This is a genomic window from Anaerostipes sp. 494a, from assembly GCF_001940315.1.
Taxonomy (GTDB): Bacteria; Bacillota; Clostridia; order Lachnospirales; family Lachnospiraceae; genus Anaerostipes; species Anaerostipes faecalis.
This window is the reverse complement of sequence record NZ_MJIF01000001.1, coordinates 333,266-351,293: the sequence shown is the minus strand read 5'-3', so window position 1 is coordinate 351,293 and position 18,028 is coordinate 333,266. Positions and strand designations below refer to the sequence as shown.

Below are 18,028 nucleotides of genomic sequence, written 5' to 3'. Positions count from 1 at the left end.
ATTAATGAAACTAAGAAAAAGAAAACCTGTAGGTAAAAAGACAGTTAGATACATAGAACAATTATATGTTTCATATTCAAAGAGATTATTTTACGTTGCAAAACAATATGTGAAGAATGCGGATTTGGCAGAGGATATTGTGCAGACAGTATTTGAAAAGGCATTGTTATATCCCAATAGTATTTTAAATGTTCCAGAGAATGAAGTACAATACTTTCTAAAGGCAATGGTCAAAAATACTGCATACTCTCTTATCGAATCAGAAAAGAAAAATGCACATGAGAGTCTGGTTTATGATGACGGTGATGAAGGTGATTATGTGGAAGATCCAGTCAATGGTTATCTTCAGATGATTGATCTGCATCTGTTGAAAGAAAAATTTGCAAAATTGCCTGAACATCATAGGGACATATTAATCTTTCGATACGTATACGGATTTAAGTGCAAAGAAATTGCAGATTTATTTCAAATGTCAGAACGTACTGTAAAGAGCAGGTGTCATGATGCCAGAAAGAATTTAAAAAAGCTTCTGATTGAAGATGGAGAATATATAGAATAAACAAAAGGCCAATGGTTTAATGATACCATTGACCTTTATTTTTGTTACATAGGAAATTTCTTTGAATTTTCTATGTAATAAAAAACACTCCGCTTTTTTTACTTACTGTTTTGTAACCAATCTGATTAAATCTGAACCTGTTTTCTCATAATCTGTTGGGAAAAATACTTTCACCGTTTCTTTTCCGGTTTTGATTTTTTGAAGTTTCAGATGAAAGATTTTACTGTGCATATTAGATGAAATCTCTGCATTATGAAATCCTGTTATAATATTTGATACTAACTGTTTCTTTGCATCTGAGAGTTTTTCAATATGCTGTGGCTTTAATTGGTTGATAGTTTCTATTTTAGCTTCTTTGAAGATTTTAAGGTAATCAATATAGTGGCTTGATACTCTTACAGTTGCTTCTTTTTTTCCCTCTTTCAGAATAGAGATCTTATAATCCAACTGACTGAATTTATCCTTAATAGCATCCAGAATATCATTAGCCTGATCTTTAGTAATGGCAACACCTGCTGCAGAGAATTCTTTTTGAAAAGTTGAAATCATTGCAGACTGATATTCCTCTACAGTAGCCTTTGATTCTTTTGCATCAATTCCAAGATCAGTCATAGCATTACAGTCCTGATAAATCATCATCTGATAAAATGCATCCATAGTCTTATCAGGATCTTTGATGTTTCTGGCCCCACATCCGTTAAGAGAAAATAAAAGCAGAGAGCTTAAAATAACACATGCTAAAGCTTTTTTTAAAATCATACTTTTCATTTTGCTTTTTCCTTTCTTTTATTCCTTTGTAATTATAAAATTTTTGAGGTATAATGTCAACTTGAGTCGATTATAATCATCGGTTTGTCAATCTAAAATTTCTATGATAAACTATTGAAAATTACTTTTTTAGTAGTGAGGAGGAGAGTTATCTAAAATGGTAAAGAATACATACGATGCCAACAGTATTTCTGTTCTGGAAGGATTGGAAGCTGTAAGGAAGCGTCCCGGTATGTATATAGGGAGTGTTTCTACAAAAGGTCTGAATCATTTAATATATGAAATAGTTGATAATGCAGTTGATGAATTTCTTGCAGGATATTGTGATGATATTACCGTGTCACTGGAAGATGATGGCACAGCTGTAATATCAGATAATGGACGTGGAATTCCTGTTGGAATAAATGAGAAAACCGGAATGCCTGCAGTAGAGATGGTATTTACTATGCTTCATGCCGGCGGAAAGTTTGGTGATGGCGGATATAAGATTTCCGGAGGGCTCCATGGAGTGGGAGCATCTGTTGTAAATGCTCTGTCTACATGGCTTACAGTTACCATAAAACAAGATGGAAAAGTGTTTCAGCAAAAATATGCACAAGGTAAAATAATAAGTCCGCTTAAAGTCATAGGATCATGCCGGAAATCAGATACAGGAACTAAAGTACAATTTCTGCCGGATCCGGAAATTTTTGATAAAACCTACTTTAAAGCTGCAATGGTACGAAATCGTCTTCATGAGACAGCATACTTGAATCCAATGCTAACAATTCATTATATTAATCGAAGAAAAGGTGAAGAAACTACTGTTGATTATCATGAACCAGAAGGAATCTGTGCTTATGTAAAGAAAATGAATGAAGGAAAGAATGTCCTTCATAAACCTATTTATTTTAAGAGAACAGTTGATGGAATCGAGGCAGAAATAGCTTTTCAATATACAGAAGAATTTGGAGAAAATATTTTAGGATTTTGTAATAATATTTACACCATTGAAGGTGGTACTCATATAACAGGTTTTAAAGCTAAGTTTACAGCTGTAATGAATCAATATGCAAGAGAAATCGGAATACTGAAGGACAAGGATGCCAATTTTACGGGAACAGACGTTAGAAATGGAATGACAGCTATTATATCTGTAAAACATCCAGACCCAAGATTTGAAGGTCAGACAAAGACCAAACTTGATAATCCTGATGCAGGAAAAGCTGTAGGGGAAATAACCGGAGAAGAAGCTGTCCTGTTTTTTGATAAAAATCTGGATACCTTAAAAAAAGTACTTGCATGTGCAGAAAAATCTGCCAAAATCCGTAAAGCAGAAGAAAAAGCCAAAACAAATATGCTTGTAAAACAGAAACTATCTATCGATAGTAACGGAAAGCTTTCCAATTGTGAAAGCCGTAAACCACAGGAATGTGAGATTTTTATTGTGGAAGGAGATTCCGCAGGCGGATCAGCCAAAACAGCCAGAAATAGGAAAACTCAAGCCATTCTTCCAATCAGAGGTAAGATATTAAATGTTGAAAAAGCAACTATGGATAAAGTACTGGCAAATGCAGAAATTAAAACAATGATCAATTCATTTGGGTGTGGATTTTCAGAAGGTTATGGGAACGATTTTGATATCAGTAAATTACGTTATCACAAGATTATTATCATGACGGATGCTGATGTAGATGGTGCGCATATTGCAACCCTCCTATTAACATTCTTTTATCGATTTATGCCAGAACTGATTTCTCATGGACATATTTATCTGGCAACACCTCCTCTTTATAAAGTAATCCCTAAAAAAGGACAGGAAATGTATTTGTATGATGATGCAGCACTGTCAAAATATCGTGCCAGACAGAAAGGGTCCTTTACATTACAGAGATATAAGGGTCTTGGAGAAATGGATGCCCAGCAGCTATGGGAAACAACATTAAATCCTGAAACAAGAACATTAAAACAGATTGAGATAGAAGATGCACGAATGGCATCCGATGTTACTTCCATGCTTATGGGAAGTGATGTTCCGCCAAGAAGACAGTTTATCTATGAAAATGCAAATGATGCAACTTTAGATATCTAGTCTTTTTGTAAAATGATCAGAAAGGAATTGTTATGTCAGAACAGATTATAAAAGCAGAATTTTCTGAAGTAATGCAAAAATCTTATATTGATTATGCCATGAGCGTTATTTGCTCCAGAGCACTTCCAGATGCAAGAGACGGTTTGAAACCCGTACAACGACGTGTATTGTATGCAATGAATGAGCTTGGGCTTCGATACGACAGACCTCATAGAAAATCTGCAAGAATTGTTGGAGATACTATGGGTAAATATCACCCCCATGGAGACAGCTCTATTTATGAATCACTTGTCGTAATGTCCCAGGATTTTAAAAAGGGGCTTCCACTGGTTGATGGTCACGGAAATTTTGGCTCTATAGAAGGTGACGGAGCAGCTGCTATGCGTTATACAGAAGCAAGACTTCAAAAAATTACGCAGGAAGCTTATCTGGCAGATTTAGATAAAAATGTTGTGGATTTTGTCTCTAACTTTGATGAAACAGAAAAAGAACCAGAAGTGCTTCCAGTTAAAATACCGAATCTCCTCGTAAATGGAGCTGATGGAATTGCTGTAGGAATGACGACCAGCATTCCACCTCATAATCTTGGAGAAGTGGTAGATGCTGTAAAAGCTTATATGAAAAAAGAAAGTATTACCAATGAAGAACTTATGGAATATCTTCCTGGTCCAGATTTTCCAACGGGAGGTCTTGTAGTAAATAAAAAAGAATTACTTGATATTTATTCCTCAGGTACTGGTAAACTGAAATTAAGAGGAAAAATTGTTTTTGAACCTGGGAAAAAAAGAGGAGAAAAAGATAAACTGGTTATCACTGAGATACCATATACTATGATTGGAAATAATATTTCAAAATTTTTGTCAGATGTAGTAAGTCTGATTGAAACAAAGAAGACCACAGATATTATTGATATTTCCAATGAATCATCAAAGGATGGTATTCGGATTGTTCTGGAATTAAAAAAAGGTACAGATATTGAACGACTGAAAAATCTCCTGTATAAAAAAACAAAGCTGGAAGACACATTTGGAGTTAATATGCTGGCAATCGTAGATGGTAAACCTGAAACTTTAAGCCTTAGAGATATTATTGCTCATCATACAGAATTTCATTATGAAGTTAATAGAAGAAAATATCTTACATTACTGAACAAATTATATGAGCAACGTGAAATTAAAGAAGGTTTAATCAAAGCATGTGATATGATTGATCTTATTATTGAGATTATCCGCGGAAGCCAGAATCAGAAAGAAGTAAAGGCATGTCTGACAAAAGGAGACACTGGAAACATCCGATTTAAATCTTCAGATTCTATGATAGAAGCTACAAAACTTAAATTTACAGATAAACAGGCAACAGCAATCCTTGACTTGAAATTATATCGATTGATTGGTCTGGAAATTCTTGCTCTCCAGGAAGAATATGAAGAAATTCTTGCTAAAATAGAAGAATATGAGGATATTCTTGAGAATCCAGCTTCCATGAAGAAGGTAATCAGAAAAGAGCTTGATGCAATAAAAAAAGAATTTTCCCGTCCAAGAAAGACCCTTATTGAAAATGGAAAAGAAGCTGTGTATGTGGAAGCACCATTAAAAGAGGAGCAGATTTACTTTGTAATGGATCGGTTTGGGTATTCCAAGACTTTTGATAAAGCGATTTATGAAAGAAATAAAGAAAATGTGGTGAAAGATTATAAATACATTGTGCCATGTATGAATACAGATAAAATTTGTTTTTTTACAAATCAGGGAACTATGCATCAGATAAAAGCTTTGGATATTCCAGCTGGAAAATATAGAGATAAGGGTACACCTATTGATAATCTTGGAAATTATGACAGTTCGAAAGAATCTATTGTCACCGTAATAGCTGCAGAAAATATTATTCATGAGAAACTGTTGTTTGCAACGGCAAAAAGTATGCTTAAAATTGTCGACGGAAGTGAATTTAAGGTTACAAAAAGAACCGTTACTGCAACAAAATTATCAGAAGATGAACTTATTGCAGTTGTGCCGGTAGCTGCAGCAGATCCTGAAGAAAAAATCGTCCTTCAAACAAAAGAAGGCATTTTTCTGAAATTCTTGCTCAATGAAATTCCTACAAAGAAAAAAGGTGCTTTAGGTGTGCGTGGAATGAAATTGTTACAAGATGATGAAATAACAAATATTTATGTCATGGGAATCGAAAATATTAATTCTATCATATATAAAAAGAAAAAATTAGAGTTTAACAAATTAAAGCTTGCTAAACGAGATACAAAAGGTTCTAAAATCCGACGATAAGAAAGGATGACAAATGTATGAAAGTTGATCTGATTATTCCAACTTATAAACCAGGAGAGAAATTTAAAGAATCTCTTCGAAGATTGTCTGTACAAACTCGTAGACCTGATCGAATTATTATCATTAATACGGAAAAAGAGTATTTCCATGAGCAATGGATTGAGGAATATGATAATGTAGAAGTTCACCATATTGAAAAAAAAGATTTTGATCATGGAAAAACCAGAGATTATGGAGCATCCTTATCCAATGCAGATATTCTTATGTTTATGACAGACGATGCTATTCCAAAAGATAAACACGTGGTAGAAAACCTGGTAAAAGCTTTTGAAAACTCTCAGGTTGGCGCAGCATATGGGCGACAACTTGCAGATGCCAAAAAAAACTATATTGAGTACTATACCAGAATTTTCAATTATCCATCTGAAAGCAGATTAAAGACTATAGATGATTTAGATACTTTGGGAATTAAAACATTTTTTTGCTCTAATGTATGTAGTGCCTATAGAAAAAGTGATTATGATGCTATGGGTGGTTTTATTCACAAAACAATATTCAATGAAGATATGATCATGGCATCTAAAATGATCGAAGCTGGAAAAGCAATTGCCTATGTCGCTGATGCAGCAGTTTGGCATTGGCATGACTACAAAGCAATGGAACAGCTGCATAGAAATTTTGATCTGGCAGTATCTCAGGTGGATTATGGAGGACTGTTTTTAAAAGTCAAATCCGAATCTGAAGGTATTAAAATGGTAATTTCAACGTTAAAACATTTGTTGTCAAAAGGTAAAGCATATCTCATTCCAAAATATATTATCCATACAGGATGTAAGTATATAGGATTCAAGCTTGGAAGAAATTATCATGAACTTCCGCAATGGCTGATATTAAAATTAACAATGAATCCTACCTATTGGGAATCATAAGGACACACGTTTTTCATGAAAACTTAATAAAATCATCTATTGATTTCCCGGTTTATATGGTATAATAATTAACTATTAGTAGATAGTTTTAGGAGGACACAAATGAGGATCAAACAATTTAAGATAATTTTAAGTATATTTCTAATTATTGGAATCGCTGCCGGAGGCATTTTGGGATACTATGATGCTCGTCTGGAAGCATCTGTAAACCAGGAAAAGAAACTGACTGTTGAAAATGAAGGTGATCTGCTTTCAGATGCAGATGTTATCAATGTTTTACTTGTTGGTTCAGACCATGGAGCAATCAAAGGTGATCATGGACGTTCTGATAGTATTATGATTGGAACAGCAAATCTAAAAACAAAAGAATTAAAATTAACATCTCTGATGCGTGATATGTATGTAGAAATCCCAGGACATGGTCATGATAAACTGAATGCAGCCTACGCATATGGAGGAGTAAATCTTTTATATCAGACTATTGCAAAGAATTTTGGAATAAAGATTGATCATTATTGTGTTGTTGACTTTTCAACATTTGAAAAAGTTATCAATAAAGTTGGTGGTGTGGAAATTACATTAGAGGAAAAAGAGGCTGAATATCTTAACTCAACCAACTATATTTCCAAGAAAAAATATCGCAATGTTAAAGCCGGAAAACAGACCCTCAATGGAAATCAGGCTCTGGGATATGCCCGTATACGTTACGTTGTTTCTAAAAAATATGGTGATGGAGACTTTGGACGTACGGGAAGACAGAGAGCTGTTTTGCAGGCAGCACTTAATAAGGTACTGGAGCAAAATCCTGTTACGATAGCTAATATTGCTTTAGATGCACTGAACGATGTCTCCACAGACATGTCAGCAAAATATTTAAAAAGTCTGGTGCTTAAGGTAGCCCAAATGGGAACCACAGAGATTGATCAGCTAAGAGTTCCACTGGAAAGCACTTATAAAATGGGACGTGCACAGAATAATATGTTTGTTTTCTTCATTAATTTTGATGCCAATAAAGCTGCATTAGAATATTTCCTGTTTAACAAAGGAACAGAAGAAGACTGGGCAAAAGAATATGGAGGAGTTTCAGGAGTTGAAACCTTTGGATATTCAGGTTATTCTTCTTCATCAGGAGGTTCCTCTAACAGTGATTCAACATCATATAATACTTCCCAGACAAGAAGTACCAGCAGTACACAGAGTACTCGAAGTGAATCCACAAGCACCTCAAAATCAACCACAACCTCAAGACCGAAAGCTACAACAGCTGCTCCAACCACGGAAGCACCTACAACAGCTGCCCCAGCTACAGAAGCACCTGCAACAGAAGCTGAATAAGGAAAAGGAAGTATAAAATATGTTTTCAAAGAAATTTACTATTATATTTAGTATTTTCCTGGTAATTGCATTGACATTGGGTGGTGGACTTGGCTATTACGATGCAAAACTTGAGGCAGCGATTGAACCTGGAAAAAAATTGGATACTTCAGAAAATAAGGAAAACCTGAATTTTGATAAAGACGTTGTTAATATTCTTCTGATTGGTTCTGATCATGGTGCACAAGGTGCTGAAGAGGGTGACCATGGACGTTCTGATAGTATGATGGTTGCTACAGTGAATTTTAAAACCAAGGAATTGAAAATCACCTCTTTTTTAAGAGATATGTATGTTGAGATTCCAGATCATGGGAAAAATAAACTAAATGCAGCGTATGCTTTTGGTGGAGAACAGTTGCTTTATGATACTCTTGCCCAAAACTTTAATATAAAAATTGATAAATTCTGTGTAGTAGATTTATCAGCTTTCGAAAAGGTTATCAACCGATTAGGCGGCATTGAAATGACACTAGAGGAAAAAGAGGCAGAATATCTAAATTCAACCAATTATATTTCCAAGAAAAAATATCGTAATGTTAAAGCCGGAAAACAGACTCTCAATGGAAACCAGGCTCTGGGATATGCCCGTGTGCGCTATGTCACTTCTGAAAAATACGGGGTAGGAGAATTTGGACGTACCGGAAGACAAAGAGCTGTCATGCAGGCAACTTTTAATAAAATGCTTCAGCAGAATCCTCTGAATGTTTTAGATATTGCAATAGATGCATTAGGTGATGTTTCCACAGATATAGATGCCACTTATCTAAAAAAACTTATCTATAATGTTGCAAAAATGGGAACAACAGAGATAGATCAGCTGAGAATTCCTATTGAGAATACATATAAACCTGGCAATGCACAAAGTGGAATGTTTGTGTTTTTTGTAAACTTTAAAGCAAATCAGGAAGCTTTGAAATATTTTATGTTTAACCAGGGAAAACAGCAGGACTTTGCTAAAAATTATGGTGGAACAGATGCTATTGAGACTTTTGGATATGATTCTCATTATGACAGTAACCGTGCGGAAGAAGATGCAGGAAGCATTTTTGAAGAATCCAGTACCACTGAAAAACAAAAATAGTATAATAAAGTGAATGAAAATACACAAAAAATATTAAAATGAATTTTTTATGTAGAATCTTGTAGCGCAGGATTATTTCTTGACACATATAGGTAGAATTGGTAGAATAAAAAAAGTTATAGATACCCTGTATACATGCAATACAGAGGTATACAGAAAGGAATGTGCAGTATGAAACAGATAGTTCTTTCTATATTAGTAGAGAACACTCCCGGTGTATTAAGCCGTGTTTCCGGTTTATTTACACGAAGAGGTTATAACATCGACAGTATTACAGCATGTACAACGCAGGATGAGAAGTTTACCAGAATGACTATTGCTGTCAGTGGAGATGATATGATTTTGATGCAGATCAAAAATCAGATTTCAAAACTGGAAGATGTAGTGAAGATTTATGAATTAAAAAGTAATGAATCTGTTTGCAGAGAACTAATTTTAGCAAAAGTCAGAGCTTCAAAAGCTGAAAAACAGGAAATCATTACAATTGCTGATATTTTCAGAGCAAAAGTTGTTGATGTTGCCAAAGACAGCTTAATAATTGAATTAACAGGTAATGTTAACAAAATTGAAGCATTTATTAATCTGATTGAAGATTTTGAGATTATTGAAATTGTTCGAACAGGTATGACTGGTTTAACAAGAGGTGAAGATAATCCTGCAACAATGTAATGATTAATTATGACAGTACAGGGATAATTTGCCCTTACTATAAAGCCAAAAAATGGAGGTAGCAAAAAAATGGCAAAGATTTATTATCAAGAAGACTGTAACTTATCACTTTTAGATGGAAAAACCATCGCTATCATCGGTTATGGAAGTCAGGGACATGCACATGCCCTTAACTTAAAAGAATCTGGATGTAACGTTATCATTGGTCTGTATGAAGGAAGCAGATCCTGGGAAAAAGCTGAAAAACAGGGATTTAAAGTTTATACTTCTGCAGAAGCTGCTAAAAAAGCTGATATTATCATGATCCTGATCAATGATGAAAAACAGGCAAAATTATACAAAGAATCCATCGAACCAAATCTGGAAGCTGGAAACATGTTAATGTTCGCTCACGGTTTCAACATTCACTTTGGATGTATCACACCTCCAAAAGATGTTGACGTAACAATGATCGCTCCAAAGGCACCAGGACATACTGTAAGAAGTGAGTATCAGGCAGGAAAAGGAACTCCTTGTTTAGTAGCTGTTGAACAGGATGCTACAGGAAAAGCTTTAGACTTAGCTCTTGCGTACGGACTTGGAATTGGTGGAGCTAGAGCCGGTGTTCTTGAAACAACTTTCAGAACAGAAACAGAAACAGACCTTTTCGGAGAACAGGCAGTACTTTGTGGTGGAGTTTGCGCATTAATGCAGGCAGGTTTCGAAACATTAGTAGAAGCTGGATATGATCCAAGAAATGCATACTTTGAATGTATCCATGAAATGAAACTGATCGTTGACCTGATTTACCAGTCAGGATTTGCAGGAATGAGATACTCTATTTCCAACACAGCAGAATATGGTGACTACATTACAGGATCAAAGATCATTACAGAAGATACTAAGAAAGCAATGAAACAGATTCTTACTGATATCCAGGATGGAACATTTGCAAAAGACTTCTTATTAGATATGTCTGATGCCGGATCACAGGTACACTTTAAAGCTATGAGAAAATTAGCTGCAGAACATCCATCAGAAGTAGTTGGAGAAGAAGTACGTAAATTATACAGCTGGAGTAATGAAGATAAATTAATCAACAACTAATTTTGGTATACGATACATAAAAGCCCGAATTTTAATTCGGGCTTTTATAATATATATTTATTATTTACATCATTAATCAATTTCTTTATGTGATTGAACTCCTTTCTTCTATATGATACGATAAATAGGAAACGAAGGAGGAAAGAAGATTGAAATTACAGCAAGTTTTAAGCCGTGTCAGAAAAGCAGTTGATGATTATGGAATGATTCAGGAAGGAGATAAAATCGCTGTCGGGATTTCTGGTGGAAAGGACAGTTTAACTTTGTTATATGCATTAGCACATTTAAGAATATTTTATCCAAATAAGTTCGATATTCATGCAATTACCGTAGATCTTGGATTTGGAAATTTTGATTTGGATAAAATCAAAGATTTGTGCAGAAAATTAAATGTAGAATATACTGTAGTTTCTACAGAAATAGCAGATATTGTATTTAAGCGTAGAAAAGAAACGAATCCTTGTTCTCTTTGTGCAAAAATGCGTAAAGGCGCATTAAATGAAAAGATTAAAGAATTAGGATGCAATAAGGTTGCTTATGGGCACCATAAAAATGATATGGTAGAGACTGTTTTAATGTCCATGATTTTCGAAAGCAGAATTCATTGTTTTTCTCCCGTGACCTATCTGGATCGTATGGACTTAACGGTTATACGTCCATTAATGTATATGGACGAGGAAGATATTATTGGATTTCAGCATAAAATGGAACTGCCGGTTGCAAAAAGTCCTTGTCCAATGGATGGATATACCAAGAGAGAATATGCAAAAGATCTTGTTAAGCAGCTTGATAGAGATCATCCTGGTGCAAAAGATCATATGTTTAAAGCCATTATTGATGGAAATTTACAAGGATGGCCTGAAAAAAATCCCCCAAGAATTCGAACAAAAAGCAAAAGAGAGGAATAATAGATTATATGAAACTAGTAATACAAAGAGTAACTGAAGCTTCTGTTACAGTAGATAAAAAAGTTATCGGTCAAATCGAAAAGGGGTTTCTGGTTTTTATAGGAATAGGACAGAATGATACGAAGGATACTGCTGATAAATATATTAAAAAAATGCTGGGGCTTCGCATTTTTGAGGATGAAAATGGGAAAACAAATCTTTCTCTTAAAGATGTAGATGGACAGCTTTTGCTGGTTTCTCAGTTTACACTATATGCCAACTGTAAGAAAGGTAATCGTCCAAGTTTTATTGAAGCAGGAGATCCTGAACATGCAGAAGATTTATATGAATATATGATTGCTGAATGCAAACAGAAACTTTCTGTTGTAGAAACAGGAAGTTTTGGTGCAGATATGAAAGTTTCCCTGGTAAACGATGGTCCTTTCACTATTCTTCTGGAGAATCTGTAATAGAGGCTGAATATTTTAAATACCAGGACACCAAAAAATAATCTTTTATTCCTTGTATCTCATTTCATTACGTTGTATAGTAAAAGAAATAACATAAAAAAATGGAGGTAAGGCCATGGATATGGAAAAAGTTTATTTGACGATGAAAAGATCAGGCGCAGGAAATATTGCTTTAGGAGTACTGTCAATTACTTTTGGGATCGTTTCAGGAATCATTTTAATTGTAACCGGAGCTAATTTATTAAGAAAGAAGAATCGAATTAGTTTCTAAACATCATCAGTAAATGTATTTAAAAAGAATTAAAGTAAGAAACATTTTCCAATACTGGGATAAGTAAAGGAAAATGTTTCTTTTGTTAATCTATAGAGACTTTTTAGGAAGATAAAAGAGGAGAAGTATGTGGCAATGGAACAAAAGCCAATTTTAGAATTTATATGGAATCTAATCAGCAGGAATACAAAAGAAATCAGCAAAGTAGATTATTTTCCTCAAAAACCTGTATATCCGCAATTTTCACAAAATGAAGCTTTTCCAAGGGCAACTCCTTATTCACAAGGAATTTCACCAAAAAGCATAATAGATTTATTGGATCAGTTATCAGAGAGCAGTCATACACATATGCATCAGCTAATGATCATAAAAAACGGAAAGATTATCACAGAATGTGGTTTTGCACCATATACAAGAAACCTATGGCATGCTTCCTATTCGTTATGCAAAAGTATTACAGGAATCGCTATAGGTATGCTGATAGATGAAGGAAAGCTTCATGTTGATGACAGACTGGTGGATATCTTTAAACGTCAGAAGAATTTTATGACAATTTTTCGTCAAAGAGACATTACCGTAAAACATCTTCTTACCATGACCAGTGGAGTGTCTTTTAATGAAGCTGGAGCAGTAACAGGAAATGATTGGGTTAAAGGATTCTTAGAATCATCTGTAAAGTTCACACCCGGAAGTCAATTTGAATACAACAGTATGAATAGCTATATGCTATCAGCCATTGTATCAGAAATTACAGGGGAAACCATGATGGAATATCTAAGAAAAAGATTGTGGGCACCATTGGGAATAACCAATGTCTTTTGGGAAACATGTCCCAAAGGAATTACAAAAGGCGGATGGGGATTATTTATATGTCCGGAAGATGCTGGAAAAATAGGACAGCTTTTTCTGCAAAAAGGAAAGTGGGATAATACTCAGATTATTTCTAAGGAATGGATAGAAGAAGCCACAAGTCCTAAAACCCAGGTTCCTTCTGAAATGGGTTTTGGTGGTTATGGTTATCAGATATGGATGGGAAAACGATCAGGCAGCTATGTTTTTAATGGTATGCTTGGTCAAAATGTTCTCATATATCCTGATATTCAAATGATAATTGTAACCAACGCAGGAAACAGTGTATTGTTTCAAAAATGCGAAATGTTAGACATTATCCATAATATATTTGCAAAAGATGAAATAACAAAGAATCATAGTATGATGTATTATAAATATACTTATCATAAACTTCAGAAAAAAATAGAAAAACTGGAGGAGAGAGAGCAGAAGCCTAAAATCTATAAAGATGGATGGTCTTGTTGGAAAAAATGGAATAATAAGAAAAAAAATACAGAAGCTCTCATACGAAAACTATATGGAAGATCTTATAAATTAAATGATACCAGCGTAAGTTTGTTTCCTCTAATGCTTCAGGTAGTTCATAATAATTTTGAAGAAGGAATTTCCATGATTCATTTTATGAAAACAGAAGACAAATTTTGTATACAGTTAAAAGATGGAGAATTTACTCACACAATTTATGCTGGAATTCTATGCTGGAAAGAAACAGAATTGAACCTTAAAGGTGAAATTTATCGTGTAGCTGCTATGGTACAGGCAACGAAAGACGAAGACGATCGGACAGTATTAAAGTTGAACATTGCATTTTTGGAAGAGGCTTCCAACAGGATCATAAAGTTTTTCTGGAATGATTCAGATATGGAGCAGCTGGAAATCCAATGGATGGAATCTCCTGGAGCTGAATTGATTTTAGAGGGTCTGGAATCTGTTGCCGGATCCATTACTGAACATCCGATTTTATCAGGCATTCATGGAAAAAATCTGGCATCTATATTTACAAAAATTATTAAACAAACAATTGAACCAGTAACCACCGGAATGCCTGTAGAAGAAACAGAATAGATATTTATAAAAAGAAAGATGGGAGCAAACTTTATTATAAAAATATAATAAGGTTTGTTCCCATACAAGATAAGATACAGCGTAAGAAGAGATCTATAAGTAGATAAATCAATCTATACGCAAAATACCGATTTAAATTATAGATTGAGGAAAATTACATATTTACTATAACTTTCCATAAGATTCAATTACACTTTCTAGGTTTCCACCTTGTTCTATATGTTCTAACATCGCTTTTGCCGGATTTGTATGATTTTGAATTCTTTCATATAGTGGATTCAGAAATACTTCTTCATGAAATCCTCGCTGTTTCAATCCTTTTTTGGATAAATCTACAATTTTTTCTGCCAAAGTATATAATTGATCTTGGCATACAAAATCAGGAAGTTCCCGTTTAACTAACATTTTCCGCAGTTCTGTTGCTGTATAACCTTTGTGATAAAGAACATGATCGTTTTGTAAAATTGAATTCAGCTCTTCTACATGGTTTTTAAGCCCCAGATGAAACGCTGATACTGTCATGCAATCCTGAATTGGCTGACAACATACACTTCTAAATTCCACAGTTCCCCGAAAAGTTAAATCTTCAAATTTAAAGGTTCTTAAATAGTTGATATCTTCTATCCTAGGTATAATCTGAATTTCTCGATACTGATTTCCATCAAAATATTCGCCTGTCACCTCTGATTGTTTAAAATATTCCATAATGCGAATCGGTGAAAAATTAATATATTTTCCATCTCTTTCCAAACAATAAATACTCGTTGATTCAATATAAGCCAATAAATCATCTATGGATTCCAGACTGCAGTCATACATTCCAATATTATGCGGATTTATGCCAAGTGTACTTTGTTCCCAAAACATATCCCGGCAGCAAAGTAAATCACTAAATGGTGAATCTAGCAAAACGGAGTTGGAAAAAAGTAAAGCTTTTATTGGCTCTAATTTTGAAAAGGCTTCTAAAGTTTCCAATAGTTTATCGTAAGAAATATCCAATTGTACTTGAGATGCACTTGAAAATGTTCCAAATTCCGGATAATCATGAAAATACATTGGAAGCTGATATTTTTTATAAGAACCAAGATGAAGAAATAACATACGATAACGACCATTTGGAATTGGTACGTTATGGTTATAGATGCGATAAGGATTTACACCCATTCCAGTTAATCTATGCTGGTTCTGGTTAAATTTTTTTTGAAGGAACCGATAATATTTCTGAAATCTCTGATAAAGAGTATGAAGATCTACTTCTTTTCCAAGAGATAATTCCAAGTTATTGTAAGAACAATCATAGGATAAAATATCTCCATTCTGAGGATTTACAGCAGAATAAATATGTCCTTCATCATCAATGCCTTCTGCTCTAAATCCAAATTCTTTCATAAACTGATCAGTCACTTCAAATACTGTTTGAAAATTAACAGCTTGCTTCTTGTAATTTAAAATTGGTATTTCAATTTCAATCCCAATATAATCATTACGTTTTTTCTTTGTAGGTTCAATATATTTTTTGTATAATTCTTCCTCAATTAATTTTTCTTCAATCATACTAACTCCTTATAAATTTGAGAAGATCTGATACAGATATCGAAGATTTTCTTCACTTTCAATAAACTCATTTTTATGATTAGTTCCTGATAAAATTTGTTTTCCGTCTTGAAAAGCTAGTAATGTCGTAAATGTCACTGGTTTCCATGATTCCTGGCTTAAAGGTTTGGTTGAAAAAAGAATTCCCTCTTCCTTTTCCAAATAGAATAAGGATTCTTTGTAATTTGTATGAACGTACAGGTATTCTCCATCATATAAAAGAACATTTACTTTATTTCCTTTTGATAACTCTATAAAAATTGAATCTAATAGTTCAAAGCGTTCTCTAAAAGTTAATTTAGTACCTGATTCTTCTTTTTTATTTATCTGTTCAATAATATAATATAAGATACGTTCACTATCGGTATTTCCTGTTTGAAATTGATAGAATTTGCTCAGTGGATCAAATTCAAAAATCGTGCCATTATGAACCATGGTCCATCTCCTATTGCTGTTGTCTTTCATTGAATAAGGATGACAATTACAGTATTCTACATTACCAACGGTTGCGTACCGGATATGGGCAAGTGCTGTTCTTACCACTATAGGTACTGTTAAACGCGATTTTAAATAATGACTTTTTGATGCCTGCAAAGGTTCTTTTTCAATCATTGTATCTGTATGATCCATAAATGCCAGTCCCCATCCATGAGGATGATGATTACTATGACTGAAAAATTCTTTCAAATATCTATTTATTTCGGTTTTATACTTTAAACTTGCTCCAAAAATTTCACACATCCATACTTCCCTCCGCTTCTCTTGTATATTTCTTCATTTGCTCTATTCCTGCATGGACAAAATCATAGCCATATTGTTTTTTTATGATTGCACTATAACGATGATCAGGTTTGAGAACTTTATCCAATTGAAAATCAATACATTCTAAAATATCCAGTCTATTATGTTTCTTGTAGAAAGCTTTCATTTTAATTAGAAAGGCTTCTGCAGCTTTTAGAATAGGAACCATTTTCCCATGCTCTTTAATCCATATATGATCGGGATGAAATTTTGCTGCATTTTTTTCATTTTCAATTGCAATTACTTGCTCCTCTCTTCCGAAATCTATCTCAGGAAGCTGTGTCAGATAAAAAATAAAATAATATACAAATGTAAAGTCTAGTTCTTTAATACCTGCCGGATCCAACGGATTTAAATCAAACATACGCAGTTCTATATGATTAATACCATCTGTTAGCAAGCGCTCAAGACTATTTTCTCCTTTAGTTTTAAGACGAACTGGATAATACAATTCCGATAGGAATTTCAGCTTCCCATTTTGAATATATACTTGTATACTATTAATATAATCTTTTAATGAGCTATAGTTTAGGATCGGCACAAATGAATTCCAGTATCCAATTTCACTGCATCGAAACGATGCATACTCCCCTTTAAGATCTTTTCCTATACTCTCATCATTTATGAGGGATCCATCAGCTACAGGACTGGCAGATGTTAAATATACTAATAACCATGCATATTGAGTTATTTTTTTTGCAAGATTAAGGTATAATTGGTTTTTGTATTCAAAAAAAGATTCATAAGCACTTGATTTAAATTGGGATTCCAGAAAAGTCGATTCAAAAGAAAAATTAAAATGAATGCCAGAAAACAGCATTTTTCTTTTCCCATATTTTTTTGCAAGATATTTACGATATTCTTCTTTTGTCTTCCAATGATTACTATAGGTTGCAATATGAATATCATCTTCATTTCTAATATAAGGTGGATTTGAAAATGGCCATAAAAATTCAGGCCCTGTATTTAAATTAGCTAATTCCTTTAATATAAATTGCTGGATACTTAAAAGCTGCTGGTAAACTTCTGGTATACTGTAGAAAACATCAGTTATAATCTCTATTTGATTTTCACAAAAATCCCGTTCGATGTTTGGATGATTAGGAAAAGGATGTTTTGTCTTTGGGAGAAATCCATAAGCATCTACTCGAAGGGACTCCTTTTCCAATCCCAATTCTCCTTTAAAGAAATTTTCATCCATTTTTATCTCCTCCCTTTTTGTAAATTCTATATATTTCCCACATGTAAAATATGATATATGATATTATAT

General features: G+C 33.8%; 16 protein-coding genes. 12 read left to right on the top strand and 4 right to left on the bottom strand.

Annotation, left to right across the window (positions count from 1 at the left end; translation table 11 throughout):
• Nucleotides 1–4 precede the first annotated feature (4 nt).
• Nucleotides 5–559: an RNA polymerase sigma factor gene (locus tag BHF70_RS01845; protein WP_075758643.1), complete on the top strand. Its 555-nt coding sequence runs from the start codon at nucleotides 5–7 to the stop codon at nucleotides 557–559.
• A gap of 102 nt (nucleotides 560–661) precedes the next feature.
• Here BHF70_RS01845 and BHF70_RS01840 read toward each other — a convergent pair whose 3' ends face one another.
• Nucleotides 662–1,327, bottom strand: a complete 666-nt coding sequence (locus BHF70_RS01840) for a hypothetical protein (RefSeq protein WP_075758642.1) — start codon at nucleotides 1,325–1,327, stop codon at nucleotides 662–664.
• 157 nt (nucleotides 1,328–1,484) lie between these two features.
• Here BHF70_RS01840 and BHF70_RS01835 point away from each other — a divergent pair, with 157 nt between their 5' ends.
• The 11 genes from BHF70_RS01835 (at nucleotide 1,485) to BHF70_RS01790 (ending at nucleotide 14,364) form a co-directional block, all read left to right on the top strand.
• On the top strand, nucleotides 1,485–3,398 hold the full coding sequence (locus BHF70_RS01835) for a DNA gyrase/topoisomerase IV subunit B (protein WP_075758641.1): 1,914 nt from the start codon (nucleotides 1,485–1,487) through the stop codon (nucleotides 3,396–3,398).
• 32 nt (nucleotides 3,399–3,430) lie between these two features.
• Entirely contained in the window at nucleotides 3,431–5,680 is a 2,250-nt protein-coding gene (locus BHF70_RS01830) for a DNA gyrase/topoisomerase IV subunit A (protein WP_075758640.1), read from the top strand.
• A gap of 17 nt (nucleotides 5,681–5,697) precedes the next feature.
• Nucleotides 5,698–6,609 carry a glycosyltransferase gene (locus BHF70_RS01825; protein WP_075758639.1) on the top strand — a complete coding sequence of 304 codons (912 nt, stop codon included), beginning with the start codon at nucleotides 5,698–5,700 and terminating at the stop codon, nucleotides 6,607–6,609.
• A gap of 102 nt (nucleotides 6,610–6,711) precedes the next feature.
• Nucleotides 6,712–7,944, top strand: coding sequence for an LCP family protein (locus BHF70_RS01820; protein ID WP_075758638.1), 1,233 nt, complete (start codon nucleotides 6,712–6,714; stop codon nucleotides 7,942–7,944).
• 19 nt (nucleotides 7,945–7,963) lie between these two features.
• On the top strand, nucleotides 7,964–9,064 hold the full coding sequence (locus BHF70_RS01815) for an LCP family protein (protein WP_075758637.1): 1,101 nt from the start codon (nucleotides 7,964–7,966) through the stop codon (nucleotides 9,062–9,064).
• A 171-nt stretch (nucleotides 9,065–9,235) separates the two neighbouring features.
• Complete coding sequence (ilvN, locus tag BHF70_RS01810) at nucleotides 9,236–9,733, top strand: acetolactate synthase small subunit (protein WP_075758636.1); 498 nt, start codon at nucleotides 9,236–9,238, stop codon at nucleotides 9,731–9,733.
• 69 nt (nucleotides 9,734–9,802) lie between these two features.
• Entirely contained in the window at nucleotides 9,803–10,819 is a 1,017-nt protein-coding gene (gene ilvC, locus BHF70_RS01805; RefSeq protein ID WP_075758635.1) for a ketol-acid reductoisomerase, read from the top strand.
• Nucleotides 10,820–10,968: 149 nt separating this feature from the next.
• On the top strand, nucleotides 10,969–11,727 hold the full coding sequence (locus BHF70_RS01800; protein ID WP_075758634.1) for a tRNA lysidine(34) synthetase: 759 nt from the start codon (nucleotides 10,969–10,971) through the stop codon (nucleotides 11,725–11,727).
• A gap of 8 nt (nucleotides 11,728–11,735) precedes the next feature.
• The gene (gene dtd, locus BHF70_RS01795; RefSeq protein WP_075758633.1) at nucleotides 11,736–12,176 is read left to right on the top strand and encodes a D-aminoacyl-tRNA deacylase; all 441 of its coding nucleotides are present in this window, start codon (nucleotides 11,736–11,738) and stop codon (nucleotides 12,174–12,176) included.
• A 115-nt stretch (nucleotides 12,177–12,291) separates the two neighbouring features.
• On the top strand, nucleotides 12,292–12,447 hold the full coding sequence (locus tag BHF70_RS12490; protein ID WP_192846090.1) for a hypothetical protein: 156 nt from the start codon (nucleotides 12,292–12,294) through the stop codon (nucleotides 12,445–12,447).
• A gap of 135 nt (nucleotides 12,448–12,582) precedes the next feature.
• Entirely contained in the window at nucleotides 12,583–14,364 is a 1,782-nt protein-coding gene (locus BHF70_RS01790) for a serine hydrolase domain-containing protein (RefSeq protein WP_242946374.1), read from the top strand.
• Nucleotides 14,365–14,529: 165 nt separating this feature from the next.
• Here BHF70_RS01790 and BHF70_RS01785 read toward each other — a convergent pair whose 3' ends face one another.
• From BHF70_RS01785 to BHF70_RS01775, 3 genes are read right to left on the bottom strand one after another with little or no spacing between them, the layout of a single operon-like run.
• Nucleotides 14,530–15,918, bottom strand: a complete 1,389-nt coding sequence (locus tag BHF70_RS01785; RefSeq protein ID WP_075758631.1) for a glutamylcysteine synthetase — start codon at nucleotides 15,916–15,918, stop codon at nucleotides 14,530–14,532.
• A gap of 9 nt (nucleotides 15,919–15,927) precedes the next feature.
• Nucleotides 15,928–16,698 (bottom strand): class II glutamine amidotransferase, encoded by a 771-nt coding sequence (locus BHF70_RS01780; protein WP_075758630.1) that lies wholly within the window; start codon nucleotides 16,696–16,698, stop codon nucleotides 15,928–15,930.
• Nucleotides 16,691–17,959, bottom strand: coding sequence for a hypothetical protein (locus BHF70_RS01775; RefSeq protein WP_075758629.1), 1,269 nt, complete (start codon nucleotides 17,957–17,959; stop codon nucleotides 16,691–16,693). Before BHF70_RS01775 ends, BHF70_RS01780 begins: the two co-directional genes overlap by 8 nt.
• Nucleotides 17,960–18,028: the final 69 nt, after the last annotated feature.

What these genes read in the sequence shown, in the direction of transcription:
- BHF70_RS01845 (WP_075758643.1), top strand. Translation starts at nt 5, where the DNA reads ATGAAACTAAGAAAAAGAAAACCTGTAGGTAAAAAGACAGTTAGATAC.
- BHF70_RS01840 (WP_075758642.1), bottom strand. Translation starts at nt 1,327, where the DNA reads ATGAAAAGTATGATTTTAAAAAAAGCTTTAGCATGTGTTATTTTAAGC.
- BHF70_RS01835 (WP_075758641.1), top strand. Translation starts at nt 1,485, where the DNA reads ATGGTAAAGAATACATACGATGCCAACAGTATTTCTGTTCTGGAAGGA.
- BHF70_RS01830 (WP_075758640.1), top strand. Translation starts at nt 3,431, where the DNA reads ATGTCAGAACAGATTATAAAAGCAGAATTTTCTGAAGTAATGCAAAAA.
- BHF70_RS01825 (WP_075758639.1), top strand. Translation starts at nt 5,698, where the DNA reads ATGAAAGTTGATCTGATTATTCCAACTTATAAACCAGGAGAGAAATTT.
- BHF70_RS01820 (WP_075758638.1), top strand. Translation starts at nt 6,712, where the DNA reads ATGAGGATCAAACAATTTAAGATAATTTTAAGTATATTTCTAATTATT.
- BHF70_RS01815 (WP_075758637.1), top strand. Translation starts at nt 7,964, where the DNA reads ATGTTTTCAAAGAAATTTACTATTATATTTAGTATTTTCCTGGTAATT.
- ilvN (WP_075758636.1), top strand. Translation starts at nt 9,236, where the DNA reads ATGAAACAGATAGTTCTTTCTATATTAGTAGAGAACACTCCCGGTGTA.
- ilvC (WP_075758635.1), top strand. Translation starts at nt 9,803, where the DNA reads ATGGCAAAGATTTATTATCAAGAAGACTGTAACTTATCACTTTTAGAT.
- dtd (WP_075758633.1), top strand. Translation starts at nt 11,736, where the DNA reads ATGAAACTAGTAATACAAAGAGTAACTGAAGCTTCTGTTACAGTAGAT.
- BHF70_RS12490 (WP_192846090.1), top strand. Translation starts at nt 12,292, where the DNA reads ATGGATATGGAAAAAGTTTATTTGACGATGAAAAGATCAGGCGCAGGA.
- BHF70_RS01790 (WP_242946374.1), top strand. Translation starts at nt 12,583, where the DNA reads ATGGAACAAAAGCCAATTTTAGAATTTATATGGAATCTAATCAGCAGG.
- BHF70_RS01785 (WP_075758631.1), bottom strand. Translation starts at nt 15,918, where the DNA reads ATGATTGAAGAAAAATTAATTGAGGAAGAATTATACAAAAAATATATT.
- BHF70_RS01780 (WP_075758630.1), bottom strand. Translation starts at nt 16,698, where the DNA reads ATGTGTGAAATTTTTGGAGCAAGTTTAAAGTATAAAACCGAAATAAAT.
- BHF70_RS01775 (WP_075758629.1), bottom strand. Translation starts at nt 17,959, where the DNA reads ATGGATGAAAATTTCTTTAAAGGAGAATTGGGATTGGAAAAGGAGTCC.